At 72.9% G+C, this 17,890-nt stretch carries 14 protein-coding genes; 13 read left to right on the forward strand and 1 reads right to left on the reverse strand.

Features of this window, described 5'->3' with window-relative positions:
• Positions 1–20: 20 nt before the first annotated feature.
• Positions 21–557: an HNH endonuclease gene (locus HG542_RS13215; protein WP_171080924.1), complete on the reverse strand. Its 537-nt coding sequence runs from the start codon at positions 555–557 to the stop codon at positions 21–23.
• 269 nt (positions 558–826) lie between these two features.
• Here HG542_RS13215 and HG542_RS13220 point away from each other — a divergent pair, with 269 nt between their 5' ends.
• The 13 genes from HG542_RS13220 (at position 827) to HG542_RS13280 (ending at position 17,872) form a co-directional block, all read left to right on the forward strand.
• The gene (locus tag HG542_RS13220; protein ID WP_171080925.1) at positions 827–1,888 is read left to right on the forward strand and encodes a mechanosensitive ion channel family protein; all 1,062 of its coding nucleotides are present in this window, start codon (positions 827–829) and stop codon (positions 1,886–1,888) included.
• 178 nt (positions 1,889–2,066) lie between these two features.
• Complete coding sequence (locus tag HG542_RS13225; RefSeq protein ID WP_229922833.1) at positions 2,067–3,266, forward strand: ROK family transcriptional regulator; 1,200 nt, start codon at positions 2,067–2,069, stop codon at positions 3,264–3,266.
• 52 nt (positions 3,267–3,318) lie between these two features.
• The gene (locus HG542_RS13230) at positions 3,319–4,644 is read left to right on the forward strand and encodes an ABC transporter substrate-binding protein (protein WP_171080926.1); all 1,326 of its coding nucleotides are present in this window, start codon (positions 3,319–3,321) and stop codon (positions 4,642–4,644) included.
• 11 nt (positions 4,645–4,655) lie between these two features.
• Complete coding sequence (locus HG542_RS13235) at positions 4,656–5,609, forward strand: carbohydrate ABC transporter permease (RefSeq protein WP_171080927.1); 954 nt, start codon at positions 4,656–4,658, stop codon at positions 5,607–5,609.
• Positions 5,610–5,615: 6 nt separating this feature from the next.
• Complete coding sequence (locus HG542_RS13240) at positions 5,616–6,446, forward strand: carbohydrate ABC transporter permease (RefSeq protein WP_171080928.1); 831 nt, start codon at positions 5,616–5,618, stop codon at positions 6,444–6,446.
• Positions 6,447–6,452: 6 nt separating this feature from the next.
• Complete coding sequence (locus HG542_RS13245) at positions 6,453–7,709, forward strand: 6-phospho-beta-glucosidase (protein WP_171080930.1); 1,257 nt, start codon at positions 6,453–6,455, stop codon at positions 7,707–7,709.
• Complete coding sequence (locus HG542_RS13250) at positions 7,700–8,686, forward strand: N-acetylglucosamine kinase (RefSeq protein ID WP_171080931.1); 987 nt, start codon at positions 7,700–7,702, stop codon at positions 8,684–8,686. Before HG542_RS13245 ends, HG542_RS13250 begins: the two co-directional genes overlap by 10 nt.
• 229 nt (positions 8,687–8,915) lie before the next feature.
• Positions 8,916–10,286 (forward strand): GlnX family signal transduction membrane protein, encoded by a 1,371-nt coding sequence (locus HG542_RS13255; protein WP_171080933.1) that lies wholly within the window; start codon positions 8,916–8,918, stop codon positions 10,284–10,286.
• A gap of 24 nt (positions 10,287–10,310) precedes the next feature.
• Positions 10,311–11,282, forward strand: coding sequence for a glutamate ABC transporter substrate-binding protein (locus HG542_RS13260; protein ID WP_171080936.1), 972 nt, complete (start codon positions 10,311–10,313; stop codon positions 11,280–11,282).
• 49 nt (positions 11,283–11,331) lie between these two features.
• Positions 11,332–12,609 carry a coiled-coil domain-containing protein gene (locus HG542_RS13265; protein ID WP_171080938.1) on the forward strand — a complete coding sequence of 426 codons (1,278 nt, stop codon included), beginning with the start codon at positions 11,332–11,334 and terminating at the stop codon, positions 12,607–12,609.
• Positions 12,606–15,233, forward strand: coding sequence for a serine/threonine-protein kinase (locus HG542_RS13270; protein ID WP_171080940.1), 2,628 nt, complete (start codon positions 12,606–12,608; stop codon positions 15,231–15,233). The genes HG542_RS13265 and HG542_RS13270 overlap by 4 nt, the downstream gene beginning before the upstream one ends.
• 3 nt (positions 15,234–15,236) lie before the next feature.
• Positions 15,237–16,400 carry a PP2C family protein-serine/threonine phosphatase gene (locus HG542_RS13275; protein ID WP_171080942.1) on the forward strand — a complete coding sequence of 388 codons (1,164 nt, stop codon included), beginning with the start codon at positions 15,237–15,239 and terminating at the stop codon, positions 16,398–16,400.
• A gap of 110 nt (positions 16,401–16,510) precedes the next feature.
• Positions 16,511–17,872 carry a vWA domain-containing protein gene (locus tag HG542_RS13280; RefSeq protein ID WP_171080944.1) on the forward strand — a complete coding sequence of 454 codons (1,362 nt, stop codon included), beginning with the start codon at positions 16,511–16,513 and terminating at the stop codon, positions 17,870–17,872.
• The last annotated feature ends 18 nt before the right edge of the window (positions 17,873–17,890 follow it).

The following is a 17,890-nucleotide window of genomic DNA, read 5'->3' on the forward strand; positions in this document are numbered from 1 at the left end:
AAACAGTGATGGCCCGGATCTCAGGCGGAAATGCCGTCGATCCGGGCCATCGCGTCCTCCGCGCCATAGGCCTCCAAGTAGGGAAGCCAGCGCGGATCCCTATGCCCCGTGCCGATGATGCGCCACGCCAGACCGGACGGCGGAGCGGGCTGGTGGCGCAGCCGCCACCCCAGCTCGGAGACGTGCCGGTCGGCCTTGACGTGGTTGCACCGGCGGCATGCAGCCACCACGTTGTCCCAGGCGTGCTGCCCGCCACGGCTGCGCGGCACGACGTGGTCGACGCTGGTTGCGACGCCACCGCAGTACGCGCAGCGCCCGCCGTCGCGGGCGAAGAGGGCACGGCGGGTGAGCGGGACGGGGCCCCGAAAGGGGACCCGCACGAAGCGCTTCAGGCGCACGACGCTGGGTGCGGGGATCGTGCAGGTCGCACTGTGCAGATAGGCGCCGGTGTCCTCCAGGCTGACAGCCTTTTCGTTGAGGACGAGTATGAGCGCGCGGCGGAGCGGTACGACGCCGAGCGGCTCGTACGACGCGTTGAGGACCAGAACATGCGGCACGGGTGCCTCCTTGTACGCCGGCGGCGCGTGGCTCGCGCCGGGACGATCTCCTGCAAGTGTCCCCTGTGCCCTGGTCGGCGCGCCACCATGACCGGGTAACGGGTCTCAGGTGTTTTGCGGCACACCGCGGCCAACCCCTGGCAGGACCTGCTCGATACCCGCCTCATCTCGAACACAACAACGGGGGACCCGCCCTGCCCCGATAGTGTGGTGGGTCTGCCCGGGCCGTCCCCGCCACGGGCATGTGTCCCACACGGAGGATTTCTGCTGTGTTCCGGTCCGCCGCCCTGGCTGCTGACTCGACGCCCCGACCCCCCACGTCCCTGGACGAGGCCCAGCGGACGGCCAACGACGCCGCCGGCTGGGTCGAGCAGAACTGGTCCGTCTGGCTCGGCAACGGCCTGCGCATCATCCTGATCGTCGTGATCGCGGTGGCCATGCGCTCCCTGATCCGGCGCGGCATCACCCAGCTGATAGCGCGGATGAACCGCACCACCCACCACTTCGACGGCACCGCCCTGGGCAGCCTGCTGGTCAACGCCGAGCGGCGGCGGCAGCGCTCGGAGGCCATCGGCTCGGTGCTGCGCAGCGTCGCCTCGTTCCTGATCATGGGCACGGCGGCGCTGACCGTGCTGTCCGTGCTGAAGATCAACCTGGCCCCGCTGCTCGCCTCGGCGGGTGTCGCGGGTGTGGCCATCGGTTTCGGTGCCCGCAACCTCGTCACCGACTTCCTGTCCGGCGTCTTCATGATCCTCGAGGACCAGTACGGCGTCGGAGACGAGATCGACGCCGGCGTCGCGACGGGCACGGTGATCGAGGTGGGCCTGCGCGTCACCAAGCTGCGCGGCCCCAACGGCGCCATCTGGTACGTGCGCAACGGTGAGGTCAAGCGCATCGGCAACCTCAGCCAGGGCTGGTCCATGGCCGAGGTGGACGTCTCCCTGCGCTACGACGAGGACCTGGACCGGGCCCGCGAGATCATCGCGTCGGCTGGCCAGGACATGGCCAAGGCCGCGCCGTGGGACGAGAAGATCTGGGAGCCGGTCGAGGTCATGGGCCTGGACTCGGTGAGCCTGGACTCGGTCGTGGTCCGCGTCCAGGCGAAGACGGCGCCCGGGGAGGCCTCCGGGGTCGAGCGGGAGCTGCGCTGGCGGATCAAGCAGGCGCTGGACACGGCGGGCATCCGGATGGGCGTGGTGCAGGCCGCGGACGCCGCTCCGGCCGCCGACCCGACGGCCACGGTGGCCGCCCCCTCGGCACTGGGCAACCCGGCCTCGCCGCAGTCGATGGCCACGGCCCCGATACCGCCGGGACCGGTGCTGGGCAAGTAAGACCGGGGCCCCGAAGGGGCGCTGGGGATACCCCCAGCGGTAGCTGGGGGAGGAACTCCCGCGCCCCTGACGGGGCGCCCCCGGGCGTGACGGAACCATTGACCCGACGTTTCCCCTCGCATACCGTCCCCATGAACGGTTAGGAAGGTTTCCCAACAGACCGCGTGCGGGAGCGACCATGGCCACCACCCCCGGCACCCCCCGAGTCCTCCGGGCCATGAACGACCGGGCCGCCCTGGATCTGCTGATCGCCCACGGCCGCCTCACCCGCACCCGGCTCGGCGAGCTGACCGGGCTGTCCAAACCCACCGCCTCCCAGCTCCTCGCCCGCCTGGAGGCCGCCGGCCTCGTCCGCACCACCGGCAGCGTCACCGGGCGCCCCGGCCCCAGCGCCCTGCTGTACGAGGTCAACCCCGGTGTCGCGCACGTCGCGGCCCTCGCCGTCGACAAGACCGGGATCAGCGCGGCCGTCGCCGACATCACCGGCACCACGGTCGGCGGACACCGCGTCGAGGCCGACGCCACCGCGGAGGACGCCCGCACGCGCACCCCCGCGCTCGTCGCCGAGGCCGTCGACGGCGCGCTGCGCGCGGCCGGCCTCGGCCGGGACGCGCTGTGCCGCACCGTCATCGGCACCCCCGGCGCCCTCGACCCGCGCACCCGGCGGCTGCGGTACGCGCCCCACCTGCCGGGCTGGCAGGCACGCGCCCTCGTCGACGAGCTCTCCGCCGCACTCGGCACGCCCGTGGTCGTCGAGAACGACGTCAACCTCGCCGCCGTCGCCGAGCAGCACGGCGGCTCCGCCCGGGACTGCGCCGACTTCGTCCATTTCTGGGCCGACGAGGGCGTCGGCGCCGCCATCGTGCTCGGCGGCCGCCTGCTGCGCGGCGCGCGGGGCGGGGCGGGCGAGATCGGCTACATGCCGATGCCGGGCGCCCCGGTCGTCCGCGGCGGGCCCGCGGGCGCGCCCGGCCCCCTCGCCGAGGGCGGCCTGGACAGGCTCGTCGTCTCCGCCGCCGTGATCGCACTGGCCCGCCGCCACGGCATCCGGGCCGCCACCGCCCCGGAGGCGCTGGCCGCCGCAGCGGCCGCGCCGGGTGCGGGCGACGCCGTCCTCGCCGAGCTGGCGCACCACATCGCCACCGCGCTCCTGGCCGTCGTCGCCGTGGTCGACCCGGAACTGATCGTGCTCTCCGGCGAGGTCTGCCTGGCCGGCGGCGACCGGCTGCGCGCACTGGTCGAGGACGAGATGTCCGGACTCGACCTGCCCCGGCCGGAGTTGCGGCTGAGCACGGTCGAGGGCTCCCCCATCCTCCTCGGCGGCCTGCACACGGCACTCGCCGAAGCCCGCAACACGGTGTTCGACACCACGTCCTGACAGCCACGCCCTCCCGCGCTCCTTCCCCCACCGCCCGAAGGGACGTTCCGCCATGTCACGTGCCCGCGTCCCCCTGCTGCTGGCCGCAGGGCTCCTCCTCACCGGATGCGCCCATCCGAGCACCGGCAGCGCCGACGACGACCTCGGCCGGCCCGTCACCCTGAAGTTCTGGCACGGCTGGTCGGAGAAGAAGGAAGTCGCGGCGATCGACGCCTCCATCGCCCGGTTCGAGAAACTGCACCCACTGATCAAGGTCGAGGCGACCGGCAACGTCCCCGACAGCACCGTGAACCAGGCCCTGCGGGCGGGCGGCGGAAACGCGCCCGACGTCGTGTCCTCGTTCACCACCAACAACGTCGGCCAGTACTGCTCCACGGGCATGTGGGTCGACCTCGACCCCTTCCTCGCGAAATCCGGCCTCGACAAGTCCCGGATCTTCCCCGCGCCCCTCGTCCGCTACTCCGCCCACCAGGGCCGGCAGTGCGCCCTCCCGCTGCTCGCCGACGCGTACGGGCTCTACTACAACAAGGACGCCTTCGAGAAAGCCGGCATCGCCCGGCCCCCGCGCACCATGTCGGAGTTCGAGGACGCCGCCGTCCGGCTCACGCAGCGCACGAAGGACGGTTCGTACCGGCAGCTGGGATTCATGCCGGACTTCCGGCTGTACCAGAACAGCCCGGACCGGTTCTTCGCCCAGTGGGGGCCGCGGTATTTCGACGGCGAGGGCAAGGCGATGCTCGCCCGGGAACCCGCCGCGAAACAGTTCTTCTCGTTCCATCGCGAACTCGTCTCCGCCCTCGGCGGCTACACGCAGCTGGAGACCTTCCGCACCACCTTCGGCGACGAGATGTCCTCGCAGAACGCCTTCCTCACCGGAAAGCTCGCCATGCATCTGGACGGCGAATGGCGGGGGTTGATGCTCGACGAGGCGAAACCCGGATTCCGCTGGGGCACGGCACCGTTACCCGTCCCCGACGACCGGGCCGGGACGTACGGGCGCGGATACCTGACCGGAACGGTCGTCGGCATCGCCCACAGCAGCAGGCACCAGAACGCGGCCTGGGAACTGGTGAAGTTCCTGACCACCGACACCGACCAGGTCGTCGCCTTCGCCAACGCCATCCACAACGTGCCCTCCACCAACGCCGCACTGGCCTCGCCGAAACTCGACCGCGACCCCGCCTTCCGCACCTTCCTCGACATCGCATCGCACCCGGACAGCACCGGCATGCCGCCGTCGGTGAACGGCGGGCAGTACATCACCGCGCTCCAGGACTTCGGCTACGCCGTCGAGGCAGGAAAGGTCCGCGACCTGGACAAGGGGCTGCGGGCACTCGACCGGCAGATCGACGACGACAACCTCCAGTCCGCGAACTGACGGAGCACGCCATGGCCCCCGGTACCGCACCCGCCGCCCTCCGCCGCAGACGCACCCGCGAACGGCTGCGCACCCTCGGATTCCTCTCCCCCTGGCTGGCCGGATTCACCGTCTTCTTCGGTTACCCGCTCGTCGCCACCGTCTATTTCTCCTTCATGCACTACAACCAGATCCAGGCCCCGGCGTTCGTGGGCCTGCGCAACTGGAAATACGTGCTGCAGCAGATGCCGCTCTTCGGGCCCGCGCTGTGGAACACGCTCTGGCTGGTGGTGGTCATGGTCGCGCTGCGCGTCGCCTTCGGCATCGGCATCGGGCTGCTGGTCACCAGGGTGAAGACCGGTGCCGGTTTCTTCCGCACCGCCTTCTACCTGCCGTACCTGGCCCCGCCGGTGGCCGCCACCGTCGTGTTCGTGTTCCTGCTCAACCCGGGGACCGGGCCGGTGAACGAGGCCCTTTCGGCGGTCGGGATCGACGCCCCGAACTGGTTCAACGACCCGGACTGGGCCAAACCTTCGCTGGTGCTGCTGTCCCTGTGGGGCATCGGCGACCTGATGGTCGTCTTCATGGCAGCGCTGCTGGACGTGCCCAAGGAGCAGTACGAGGCGGCGGAGCTGGACGGGGCGGGCGCATTCGCGCGATTCCGGTACGTCACATGGCCGTCGATCACCCCGATCGTGATGTTCGCGGTGGTCACCGGAGTCGTCCAGACCATGCAGTACTACACACAGGCCCTCGTCGCCGGAAAACTCGCCTCCGGCGTCACCGTCGGGCCCGGCTCGGTGATCCAGCCGGGATATCCGGACCACTCGACGCTCACCGTGCCGCAGCTCGTCTATTCGCTCGGGTTCCAGAACTTCAACACCGGTGCGGCGTGCGTGCTTTCGCTCGTGCTCTTCGCCGTGGCGATGGCCGTGACCTCGCTGCTGATGCGCAGAAGCGCCGGCCTGCTGACTGCGGAGGACTGATCCGGCATGACCCGCAACCGCACGCTCCACTGGATCGCCGTCCACGCCACGGCCGTCGCCGCCGCACTCTTCTTCGTCCTGCCGTTCGTCTTCGTCTTCCTGACCTCCGTGATGAGCGACGACCAGGCGATGAGCGGCCGACTGTGGCCGCACACATGGAAATGGTCCAACTACGCGACCGTCTTCCGCACTCCCGGATTCCTGGACTGGTGGAAGAACTCCCTGCTGTACGCCGGGCTGGGCACGCTGTTCACCGTGTGCTCGTCCCTGCCCGTCGCCTACGCGCTCGCCAAGTTCCGCTTCCGAGGCAGGCGTCCGGCGATGATGCTCGTCATCGCCACGATGATGCTGCCGCCCCAGGTCGTCGTCGTGCCGATGTACCTGGTGTGGGCGCAGCAGCTGCATCTGGCGGGGTCGCTGTGGCCGCTGATCGTCCCGATGGCCTTCGGCGACGCGTATTCCATCTTCCTGCTGCGGCAGTTCCTGCTGACGATCCCCAAGGAGTACCTGGAGTCGGCCCGGATGGACGGCTGCGGCGAAGTGCGCACGCTGCTGCGCATCGTCGTGCCCATGGCCAGGCCGGGCCTCGCGGCCGTCGCGCTGTTCCAGTTCTTCTTCTGCTGGAACGACTATTTCGGCCCGCAGATCTACGCCGCGCAGAATCCCGGCGCCTGGACGCTGTCGTACGGGCTGGAATCGTTCAAGAGCGCCCACAACGTCGACTGGAATCTCACGATGGCCGCCACGCTGCTCGTCATGGCCCCGGTCGTCGTCGTCTTCTTCTTCGCACAGAAGGCCTTCGTCGAAGGCGTCACCCTCACCGGAGTAAAGGGCTGATCGCTCGTGCTCAAACTCACCGTGGTCGGCGGAGGTTCGACCTACACCCCCGAACTCGTCGACGGATTCGCGCGCCTGCGGGACGTGCTGCCGTTGGAGGAACTCGTCCTCGTCGACCCGGCCGCGGACCGCCTGGAACTCGTGGGCGGGCTGGCCCGGCGCATCTTCCGCAGGCAGGGCCACCCCGGCCGGATCACCTGGACCGCGGACCTCGACGCCGGCGTGGACGGCGCCGACGCCGTCCTGCTCCAGCTGCGCGTGGGCGGCCAGGCCGCCCGCAACCAGGACGAGACCTGGCCGCTGGAGTGCGGCTGCGTCGGCCAGGAGACCACCGGTGCGGGCGGCCTCGCCAAGGCGCTGCGCACCGTGCCGGTGGTGCTGGACATCGCCGAGCGCGTACGGCGGCGCAACCCCGGTGCCTGGATCGTGGACTTCACCAACCCGGTCGGGATCGTCACCCGCGCCCTGCTGACCGCCGGGCACCGGGCCGTCGGGCTGTGCAACGTCGCCATCGGCTTCCAGCGGAAGTTCGCCCGCCTGCTGGGCGTGCCCCCGGAGGAGGTGAGCCTGGAGCACGTGGGCCTCAACCACCTCACGTGGGAGCGCGCGGTGCACGTCGGCGGCCGCGACGTGCTGCCCGGGCTGCTGGCCGGGCACGGCGACGCCATCGCCGCGGACCTGCGCATGCCGCGCGAACTCCTGGACCGGCTGGGCGTGGTGCCCTCGTACTACCTGCGCTACTTCTACCAGCACGACGCGGTCGTCCGGGAGCTGGGCGGCAAGCCGTCCCGGGCCGCCGAGGTGGCGGAGATGGAACGCAGACTGCTGGATCTGTACGCCGATCCGGCCCTGGACGAGAAGCCGGAGCTGCTGGGGAAGCGGGGCGGGGCGTTCTACTCGGAGGCCGCCGTCGCCCTCACGTCGTCGCTGCTGCGCGACACGGGAGACGTGCAGGTGGTGAACACGTTCAACAACGGCACCCTGCCGTTCCTGCCCGACGACGCGGTGATCGAGGTTCCGGCGTCCGTGGACGCACAGGGCGCACACCCGTTGCCCGTACGGCAGTTGGAGCCGCTGTACGCGGGGCTGATCGCCAACGTCACGGCCTACGAGCACCTGGCGCTGGAGGCGGCCCTCGAAGGCGGCCGCGACCGGGCCTTCCGGGCGCTGCTGGCACATCCGCTGATCGGCCAGGCCGAGTACGCGGACCGGCTGACCGACTCGCTCCTCGCGCACAACCGGGAGCACCTGGCGTGGGCCTGACCGGAACGGTGTTCGCGATCGACGCGGGCAACAGCAAGACGGACGTCGCCCTCGTGGGCCCGGACGGCACGGTCCTGGGCGCCGCGCGCGGCGACGGCTTCCGGCCCCCGGAGGCCGGGGTCGCGGCGGCGGTGGCGGGACTCGTGCCGATCGTCGCCGAGGCCGCGGGCCGGGCGGGCCTGGACGGGGCCGTGCGGGCCGGGCATGTCCAGGCGTGCCTGGCCAACGCCGATCTCCCCGTGGAGGAGGCCGAGTTGACGGCGCAGATCGAGCGCCTGGGCTGGGCGCCGTCGGTGACCGTGGCCAACGACACCTTCGCGCTGCTGCGGGCCGGGCTGCCCGACGGCCCGGAACCGGCCGGGGTCGCCGTGGTGTGCGGCGCGGGCATCAACTGCTCGGGGGTGGCACCGGGCGGCAAGGTGGCGCGCTTCCCCGCCATCGGCCGGATCTCCGGCGACTGGGGCGGCGGCGGCTGCCTGGCCGAGGAGGCCCTGTGGTGGGCGGCCCGGGCGGACGACGGCCGCGGCGAACCGAGCGAACTCGCCCGGGCGCTCCCCGCCCACTTCGGGCTGCCCGGCATGCCCGCGCTGATCGAGGCCCTGCACCTGGGCCGGCTCCCGGCGGCGCGACGGCACGAGCTGGCACCGGTGCTGTTCGCGGTGGCGGAGGCGGGCGACCCGGTGGCCCGGGCGCTCGTGGCGCGGCAGGCGGAGGAGATCGTGGCGATGGCCAGGGTCGCCCTGGCCCGGCTGGGGCTGCTGGAGACGGAGGTGCCGGTGGTGCTGGGGGGCGGTGTGCTGGCGGCACGTCACCCGCTGCTGCACGAACGGGTACTGACCCGCCTCGCGGAGTGCGCCCCGAAGGCGGTACCGGTGGTGGTGACGGCCCGCCCCGTCCTGGGCGCGGCCCTGCTGGGCCTGGACCGACTGGGGGCGCCGGCGGGGGCCTACGGGGCGTTGCGGGGGGCGTACGCGTAGCGCCCCGTCAGGGGCGCGGGGAACTGCGCGAGCAACCACGACGCGCCCGCAGCCGAAGTCCCCGGGGCTGCGCCCCGGACCCCCTGGGGCGGTGCGTCGGCTGCAGGCCGGTGGGGGCTGGTCTCGTAGTTCCCCGCGCCCCTTACGGGGCGCACCTCACGGGGCGCGTGGGTGGGCGCGAAAGCCGTCTCCCGTCATACTTGGCGCCAGCGACCAAGGGGGAGGTCTCGTGTCACAACCACAGCAGCCGGCCTGGCGCGAAGGCGCCACCCGCCTGCGCGCCGCCGCAACGACCGAGCCGGGCCGCCTCCGCATCATCGGTGCCGCACTCGCGGCCGTCCTCGCCGTCTTCGGCGGCGTCACCGCCTGGCAGGTCAGCGACCGGTCGGCCGCGGCCGACGCGGTCGTCGCGCACAGCCAGCCCCTCAGCGCCGACGCCGCGAGCATCTACCGCTCGCTCGCCGACGCCGACACCACGGCCGCCTCCGGTTTCCTGACCGGCGGCCAGGAGCCGAAGACCACGCGCGACCGCTACGACCAGGACATAGCGCTGGCGTCCGAGCTGCTGGTCAAGGCCGCGGCGAACACGAGCGGTTCGGATACGGAGCGCCGGCAGATCGCCACGCTCAACAAGCAACTGCCGGTCTACACCGGCCTGGTGGACACCGCCCGCGCGAACAACCGCCAGGGCCTGCCGCTCGGCGGCGCGTACCTGCGCTACGCGAGCGAGCGGATGCGCGGCGAACTGCTGCCCGCCGCCAGCGCCCTCTACGAGGCGGAGACCGGACGGCTCGGCTCCGACTACCGGGACGCCAAGGCGTGGCCCTGGGCCGCGCTGGCCGCCGGGATCGTCGCACTGGGCGCGCTCGGCTGGGCGCAGCGGCGCAACTACCTGCGCACGAACCGCGTCTTCAACCACGGGCTGCTGGCCGCGACGGCGGCCACCGCGGTGGTGCTGCTGTGGCTCGTCGCCGGGCACACGGTGGCCCGGGCGGAGCTGGACAACTCCGACCGGCACGGCGCGCAGTCCCTGCAGGTCCTCAACGAGGCCCGGATCAGCTCGCTCCAGGCCCGCGGCGACGAGAACCTCACCCTGGTGTCCCGGGGTTCGGTGCTCGATCCGGCAACGGGGGACGACCTCTACGAGGCGAGCTTCCAGAAGGACATGAAGAGGCTCTTCGGCAACGGTGACAACAGCGGCGGCACCGGCGGGACCGCCCCGGCCCCCGGCAGCCTGCTGGACCGGGCCGGAGCGCTCGCGGACGGCGCGGCAGGGCGTGACCCGGTGGCCAAGGCCGTGACGGACGTGGGGCAGTGGCTCCGGCAGCACAGTGCCGCCCGCACCGCCGACGTCAGCGGCGACTACAAGGGAGCACTGCAGATGGTGAACGGCGGGAAGGACAGTACAGGCGAGTCCTTCGACCGGGTGGACAGCGAGTTGCAGCAGGCCCTGTCGCACGAGCAGGCGCAGTTCCGGCACGCGGCCGACAACGGGCGCGGGGCGCTGACCGGGCTGACGGCCGGGGCGGCGGTGCTGGCCCTGCTGGCCGCGACGGGCGCGGTGCTCGGCATCGGCCGCAGGCTGTCGGAATACCGGTGACGGGGTGACAGGGGGAGGCGGGACGTGAGGACCCACGCACGGAGGAGGGCGGCGCTGGCCGCCGTCACGGCGGCCGCGTGCGCGGTGGCGGCTGCGGTCGCCGTCCAGCTGCCGGACCGTTCCGGCAGGGTGCCGCAGCACCCGGACCGTACGCAGCCGGTGGCCGCGGCCGCGCCGTCGGCCGCGGCCGCGCAGTGCACCGACCCGGAGGCGAGCCTGCGGCCGTCCACCGTGGACGGCCCGGCCGTGCAGCGCATCAAGGCCCGCGGCCGGCTGGTCGCGGGAGTCGACCAGAACAGCTACCACTGGGGCTACCGCGACCCCGCGACCGGCGAGCTCAGCGGTTTCGACATCGATCTGGTGCACGCCATCGCCAAGGACCTGCTGGGCGACCCGGACAAGGTCGTCTTCATCGCGGTCACCACCAGTCAGCGCATCCCCGCGCTGGAACAGGGCAAGGTGGACATCATTGCGCGTACCATGACCATCAATTGCGAACGCGCCGCGCAAGTCGCCTTCTCCACCGCCTACTTCGGGACGGGGCAGCAGTTGCTGATTCCCAGGAAGTCGCCGATCACCGGGTTCGACGACTCCCTGGCCGGCAGGCGGGTGTGCGCGGCGAAGGGATCGACCGCGGAGACGCAACTGAAGAAGAACCCGCACTCCGCCTCCGTGCTGACCGTGCCCAACCAGCTCGACTGCCTGGTGCGGCTCCAGCTCGGACAGGCGGACGCGGTGCTCACCGACGGCGCCCTGGCCGCCGGGCAGGCAGCCCAGGACCCGTCCGTGGGACTCGTCGGCAAACCGTTCACCACCGAGTCGTACGGCGTGGCGATGAACCTCAAGGACGAAGACCTGGTACGCCGGGTCAACGCAGTACTGGAGGAGTTCCGGCGCGGCGGCGGCGACAGTCCCTGGATGCAGGCGTACCGCAAGTGGCTGGCCGCCGACCTGAAGGGGATCACCGCTCCCCCGGAGCCGAAGTACAGGGACTGACCGGACGGCAGCACCGGCGCTGCCGGGCCGACGACAGGAGAGGGGATCGATGGCGGTCGCGGGGCCCACCGGGCCGGCCTTGAGCCGCGAGGAGGCCGACCGGGCGCTGGCGCGGCTCGGCGCGGAGCACGAGGCGGTCGAGTCCTCGCTGCTCGCCCTCCAGGACCACGCGGGCCGCCGCCTGCTGGAGGGGGCGGAACTGAGCGGCACCACGCGGAGCAGATGGGAGCTCGCCGAGCAGCTCATCGCCCGGCTGTGGACGTACTTCGACGCCTACACCGACGCCCTGGAGACGGCCCGCGAGCTGCGCGGCCGCCGCCGCTGGCCCACCCAGGGCGAACTGTCCGAGCTCACCGACCTGCTGCGCGGCACGGCCGTCACCCTGCCCGCCGCCCCGGACGCGGGCACCACCAGGCTCAGCGAACAGCTGACCCTGCAGGAGCTGGTGGACCGGATGAACGGCTGGTACGCGCAGGCGCTGGACGTGGTCGTCACCGCCGACGCGGTCTGGTCCGCGCTGCCCGCCCGTATCGACCTGCTGGCCGCCGAGCTGCAGCGCACCCGCTCGCTGGCCCACTCGGTCGGGGTGCGGCCGGGCGAACACCCGTCGGGCGACGACCTGGAGGACATCACCCGGGAGCTGGCCGCGCTCCGGTCCGAGGTGATATCGGATCCGCTGGCCTTCTGGACCGGCTCCTCGCCCAGCTCCGCCCCGGGCGGCGGCCGCCCGGACACCCGGCGCTACGACCGCGCCGCCCGCGCCCTGGAGGACGTGCGGCGGGAGGTCGAGGCGGTGCTGGACGTGCGGCAGGACGCCGAACAGCGGCTGATGCGCGTGCGGGACGTGCTCTCGCGCGCCGACCGGACGCTCGTGGAGGCCCGGCAGGCGCGGGCCGAGGTCCTGTCGAAGATCGCCGCGTCCGTGGTGCCGGCCGTCTCCGGTCCGCCGACCGTGCTCTACGAGCAGCTGAGCGCCGCCGCCGAACACCGGAGATGCGCCCGCTGGCACCGGCTCTCGCCGCTGCTCGACAACCTGGAGCAGCGTGCCGAGGAGGAGCTGCTGCGCGCCCGCGAGTCGCTCACGGCGGTGACGGCGCCGCTGGCCGTACGAGCCGAACTGCGCGGCCGGCTGGACGCGTACCGGGCGAAGGCCGCCCGGCACGGCTTCGCGGAGGACCCTTTCCTCGGCGAGCGGTACGACGCGGCGCGGCGCATGCTGTGGAGCGCGCCGTGTGATCTGGTGGCCGCGGAGGGGGCCGTGCTGCGCTATCAGCAGGCGGTGGCGGAGGCCCTGGCCCCGCCCGCCGACGTCAGGGGGGATTCATGAGCGGCACGTGCGAACAGGCGGACTGCGACGGCACGTACGAGGAGATCGACGGCACGGCGTACTGCACGGTGTGCGGGGTGGCGCAGGGGACGGCCCGGGCGCGGGACTGCCAACGGCCGGGCTGTGACGGGCGATACGAGGATGTGGGCGACGGCGAGCTGTACTGCGACCAGTGCGGGCTCGCGCCGGTCGTCTCGCCGACCGGGACGATCGCCTCGCCGCCGACGGGCCTCACGAGCGCGGGGCGCGCGGCCCGGACGGGGTCCGGCTCGTCCGGCTCGTCCTCGGGAGGTTCGGGAAGTTCGGGAGGTTCAGGATCCGGAGGCTCTGGTTCTGGTTCCCCCTCCTCGGGATCGTCGTCCTCGCGCCGGTCCGTCCCGGGCCGGCTCGCCCGGACCGTCACGGGCAACATGCCCGGCGCCGCGTCCCGTTCGGTCACGGTGAGCAGCGGACCGTCCACCATGGCCGCCCCCACCCGCAACAAACTGGGCGCCGGCCTGGTCACCATGCCGGGCGTGCCGCGCCCGGACCCGCGGGCCGCAGTGCTCGCCGACCCGGAGGTGCCCGAGCGCAAGCGGTTCTGCAGCAGAAGCGACTGCGGTGCGCCCGTGGGGCGTTCGCGCGGCGACCGGCAGGGCCGTACCGAGGGCTTCTGCACCAACTGCGGCCACCCGTACTCGTTCGTCCCGAAGCTGCGCCCGGGCGACGTGGTGGGCGGCCAGTACGAGGTGGCGGGGTGCCTGGCGCACGGCGGGCTGGGCTGGATCTACCTCGCCATCGACCACGCCGTCGACGACCGCTGGGTGGTCCTCAAGGGCCTGCTCGACACCGGCGACGAGGACGCGCTGCAGGCCGCCCTCTCCGAACGGGGCTTCCTCGCGCAGATCGAGCACTCCAACATCGTGCGCATCTACAACTTCGTCGAGCACCTGGACCAGCGCACCGGCAGCCTCGACGGCTACATCGTCATGGAGTACGTCGGCGGCAAGTCCCTCAAGGAGATCGCCAACGAGCGGCGGACCGCGGACGGCCGGCGCGACCCGCTGCCGGTCGAGCAGGCGTGCGCGTACGGCATCGAGGCGCTGGAGGCGCTCGGTCACCTGCACAGCCGCAACCTGCTGTACTGCGACTTCAAGGTCGACAACGCCATTCAGCAGCAGGACCAGTTGAAGCTGATCGACATGGGCGCGGTCCGGCGGACGGACGACGACGACAGCCCGATCTACGGCACGATCGGCTACCAGGCCCCGGAGATCGCCGAACTGGGCCCGTCCGTCGCCTCCGACCTCTACACCGTCGCCCGCACCCTGGCCGTCCTCACCTTCGACTTCCAGGGCTACACGACGGTCTTCGCGCACAGCCTGCCCGACCCCTCGCACATCGACGTCTTCACCCGCTACGAGTCCTTCTACCGGCTGCTGGTGCGCGCCACGGACCCCGACCGCAAGCGCCGGTTCTCGTCCGCGGCGGAGATGGCGGAGCAGCTGACAGGCGTGCTGCGGGAGGTCGTCGCCCTGGAGACCGGCACACCGCGCCCCGCGCTGTCCCGGCTGTTCGGGCCGGAGCCGCGGGTCGCGGACACCCGGCTGTTCGAGGCGCGGACCGACGACGTCTCCGTGCTGGGCGCCCGTCCCGTGATCGGCCGCAGGGCCGCGGCGCCCGCCCTGCCGCAGCCGTCGGGAGCGGTGACCGCCCCGCTCGACGCGCGGGCCACCGCCCTCGCCCTGCCGCTCCCCCTGGTCGACCCCGACGACCCCAACGCCGGCTTCCTCGCAGGCCTGCTCACCTCGCAGCCGGCCGAGCTGTACGCGGCGCTCCAGGCGGCCCCCGCCGACTCGCCCGAGCTGCAACTGCGCCGGGCCCGCGCCCAGCTGGAGCTCGGCGAGGACGCCGATGCCTCGCAGGCGCTCGCGGCCCTGGAGGCCGACCACCCCAGGGACCCGCGGGTCGTCTGGTACCGCGGGGTGCACGGCCTGGCCACCGGGGACCACGAGACGGCCGCGCTCTCCTTCGACGCGGTCTACGATGCCTTCCCCGGCGAGCCGGCGCCGAAGCTGGCCCTGGGCGTGTGCGCCGAGGTGCTCGGCCAGCTGGACAACGCCGCCGAGTACTACCGTCTGGTGTGGGCCACCGACCCCGGCTTCGTCAGCGCCGCCTTCGGGCTGGCGCGGGTGCGGCTGGCCTGCGGGGACCGCGCGGGCGCGGTGGCGGCGCTGGAGTCCGTCCCGGAGGCCTCCGTCCACTGCACGGCGGCGCGGGTCGCGGCCGTCCGGGCCCGGCTGCGGCAGCGGTCCGCCGCCGACCCGCTGCTGACGGAACTTCAGGCCGCCGCCCGGCAGGTGGAGCGGCTCGACGGCTTCGGACTGGACGCGGTCCGGCGCGAACAGCTCTGCACCGAGGTGCTGGGCACCGCGCTGGACTGGGTGCTCTCCGGCAGCCCGGGCGCGCCGCCGGGCGGCGCGCCGGACACGCCGGGCCTGCTCGGCAGCGGCCTGGACGAGCGCGAGCTGCGGTTCGGGCTGGAACGCTCGTACCGTGTGCTGGCGCGCCTCGCCCAGCGCGGCGAGGAACGGATCGAACTGGTGGAGCGGGCCAACCGTTACCGCCCCAGGACATGGGTGTGATCGATGTCGCAACTGCCCCCACAGCTGACGGTGTGCGCCGCCTGCCGCGAACCGCTGGAGCCGGCCGACAACTTCTGCGGCCGCTGCGGCGCGGATCTCTCGGCGGTGCCGCCCGCGCCGGACCGGACCGGGCCCGTCCTCCTGAGCGGGGCCGGGGACGCCGGGGACTGCTCCCTCGCCCCGCCGGCCGGGGCCGTGCCCGCCCAGACGGCGCAAGGACCGGACGGCACGGGGGGCGCGGGCACGTCCGGGCGGCCCTGCGGGGGCTGCCGTTCCGGCATGATCGACAAAGACGGGTACTGCGAGCACTGCGGACATGCACAGCCGCGCGAACGGGATCATATGGAGCACGAGTCGGCAGGCGTGGCGGCGGTCAGCGACCGCGGCCTGCGCCACCACCGCAACGAGGACGCATACGCCGTGGCCGGCGCGGAACTGCCCGGCGGCGGCCCGGCCGTGATCGCCGTCGTCAGTGACGGCGTGTCGTCCGCGGCCCGCCCGGACGAGGCGTCTGCCGCGGCGACGGCCGCCGCGTGCGAGGCCCTAACAGCGGCCCTGACCCGCGGCGAGCCGCCGCGCGAGGCCACCCACCGGGCGATCCTCCGGGCCGCCGAGGCCGTCAGCGCGCTGGCCACGCCCGGCCACCCGGGGCGCGGCGAGCGCCTGCGCCACGAGAACGCCCCCGCCTGCACGATCGTCAGCGCGGTCATCACCGGTGACCTGCTGACCATCGGCTGGGTCGGCGACAGCCGCGCCTACTGGGTGCCCGACGACCGCAGCACCCAGCCCGCCCGGCTCACCGAGGACGACTCGTGGGCCGCGCAGATGGTGGCGGCGGGGCTGATGTCGGAGGCCGAGGCGTACGCGGACGAGCGGGCCCACGCCATCACGGGCTGGCTCGGGGCGGACGCGTACGAGGTCGAGCCGCACACCGCGTCGTACCACCCGGACCGGCCGGGCGTGGTGCTGGTGTGCAGCGACGGGCTGTGGAACTACGCCGAATCCGCCGAGCAGATGGCGGACATCGTCCCGGCCGACGCCCGGACCCGGCCGCTGGAGTGCGCACGCCGTCTGCTGGCACACGCTCTGGACGGCGGGGGCCACGACAACGTAACAGTGGCCGTACTGCCTTTCCCGGAACGGCCGCACGGGGCAGGATCTGCCTGACGGGCCGAGCGTCCACGGGGGGAACGCGAGCCGGTGCACGACCCGGCACCGGCATCCGCCGTCTCCCGCCGCACACGTGACACGTGGAGTTTCGAAGAGGAGCGGATCGGATGGCCAACTTCTCCAAGCCGGGCGTGCCGCGTTTCTCGGTGGAGGTGTACCAGAACGTCCATCTGCCCGAGGGCGGCCGCGACGTCAGCGCGATCGTCACGGTCACCTCCACCGGCGGCGGCACGGCCGGCGAGACGCCCCGGATCCCCCATCTGTCCCCCTCGTCCACGGCGGCACCGGACTGGGAGCCGGATGCGGCCGTGGTCGTCATGGTCGACTGCTCCGGCTCGATGGACTACCCGCCAACCAAGATGCACCACGCGCGCGAGGCCACGACGGCCGCGATCGACGCGCTGCGCGACGGCGTGGCCTTCGCCGTCGTCGCCGGGACCCACCAGGCGAAGGAGGCCTATCCCGGCAACGGCCGGCTCGCGGTGGCCGACGCGACGACCCGGGCCCGGGCCAAGGAGGCGCTGCGCGGGCTCTCCCCCGGCGGCGGCACGGCCATAGGGACCTGGCTGCGGCTGGCCGACCGGCTGCTGTCCACCTCGGACGCCTCGATACGCCACGCGATCCTGCTGACCGACGGACGGAACGAGCACGAGGAACCGGACGTGCTGCAGGCGACGCTCGACACCTGCGCGGGCCGGTTCACCTGCGATGCCCGGGGGGTGGGCACGGACTGGGAGCCCAAGGAGGTCCGGCGCATCGCCGAGGGGCTGCTGGGGACGGCCGACAGCATCGCCGATCCGGCGGCGCTGGCCGCGGACTTCACGCAGATGATGGAAGCCGTGATGGGCAAGGACGTCGGCGACGTCCAGCTGCGGCTGTGGACCCCGCAGCGGGCCGAGGTGCAGTTCGTGAAGCTGGCGGCGCCGCGCACCGAGGACCTCACCGGGCAGCGCGTGGCGGCCGGTCCGCGCGCGGGCGACTACCCGACGGGGGCCTGGGGCGACGAGTCGCGCGACTACCACGTGGGCATCCGGGTGCCGAGCGCGGAGGTCGGCCAGGAGATGCTCGCCGCCCGGGTCTCGCTGGTCCTGCCCACACCCGACGGCTCGTCACCGCATGTGCTGGCGCAGGGGCTGATACGCGCGGTGTGGACGGACGACGTGGCGGCGTCGACCGCCATCAACCCGCAAGTCGCGCACTACACGGGCCAGGCGGAACTGGCGCTGGCCATCCAGGAGGGGCTGGATCTGCGCAAGGCGGGCGACATCGACGGCGCGACGGCCAGGCTCGGCCGGGCCGTCCAACTGGCCGCCCGTTCGGGCCACGAGGACACCGCGAAGCTGCTCGCCAAGGTGGTGGACGTCGTCGATGCCGCGACGGGTACTGTGCGGCTGAAGTCGAACGTCTCCAAGGAGGCGGAGATGACGCTGGAGACGCGCTCGACGAGGACCGTCCGCGTCAAGAAGTGACACACGGCACGGCAAGTA

Origin of the sequence: Streptomyces morookaense (assembly GCF_013030945.1) — a bacterium.
Classification (GTDB): Bacteria; Actinomycetota; Actinomycetes; order Streptomycetales; family Streptomycetaceae; genus Streptomyces; species Streptomyces morookaensis.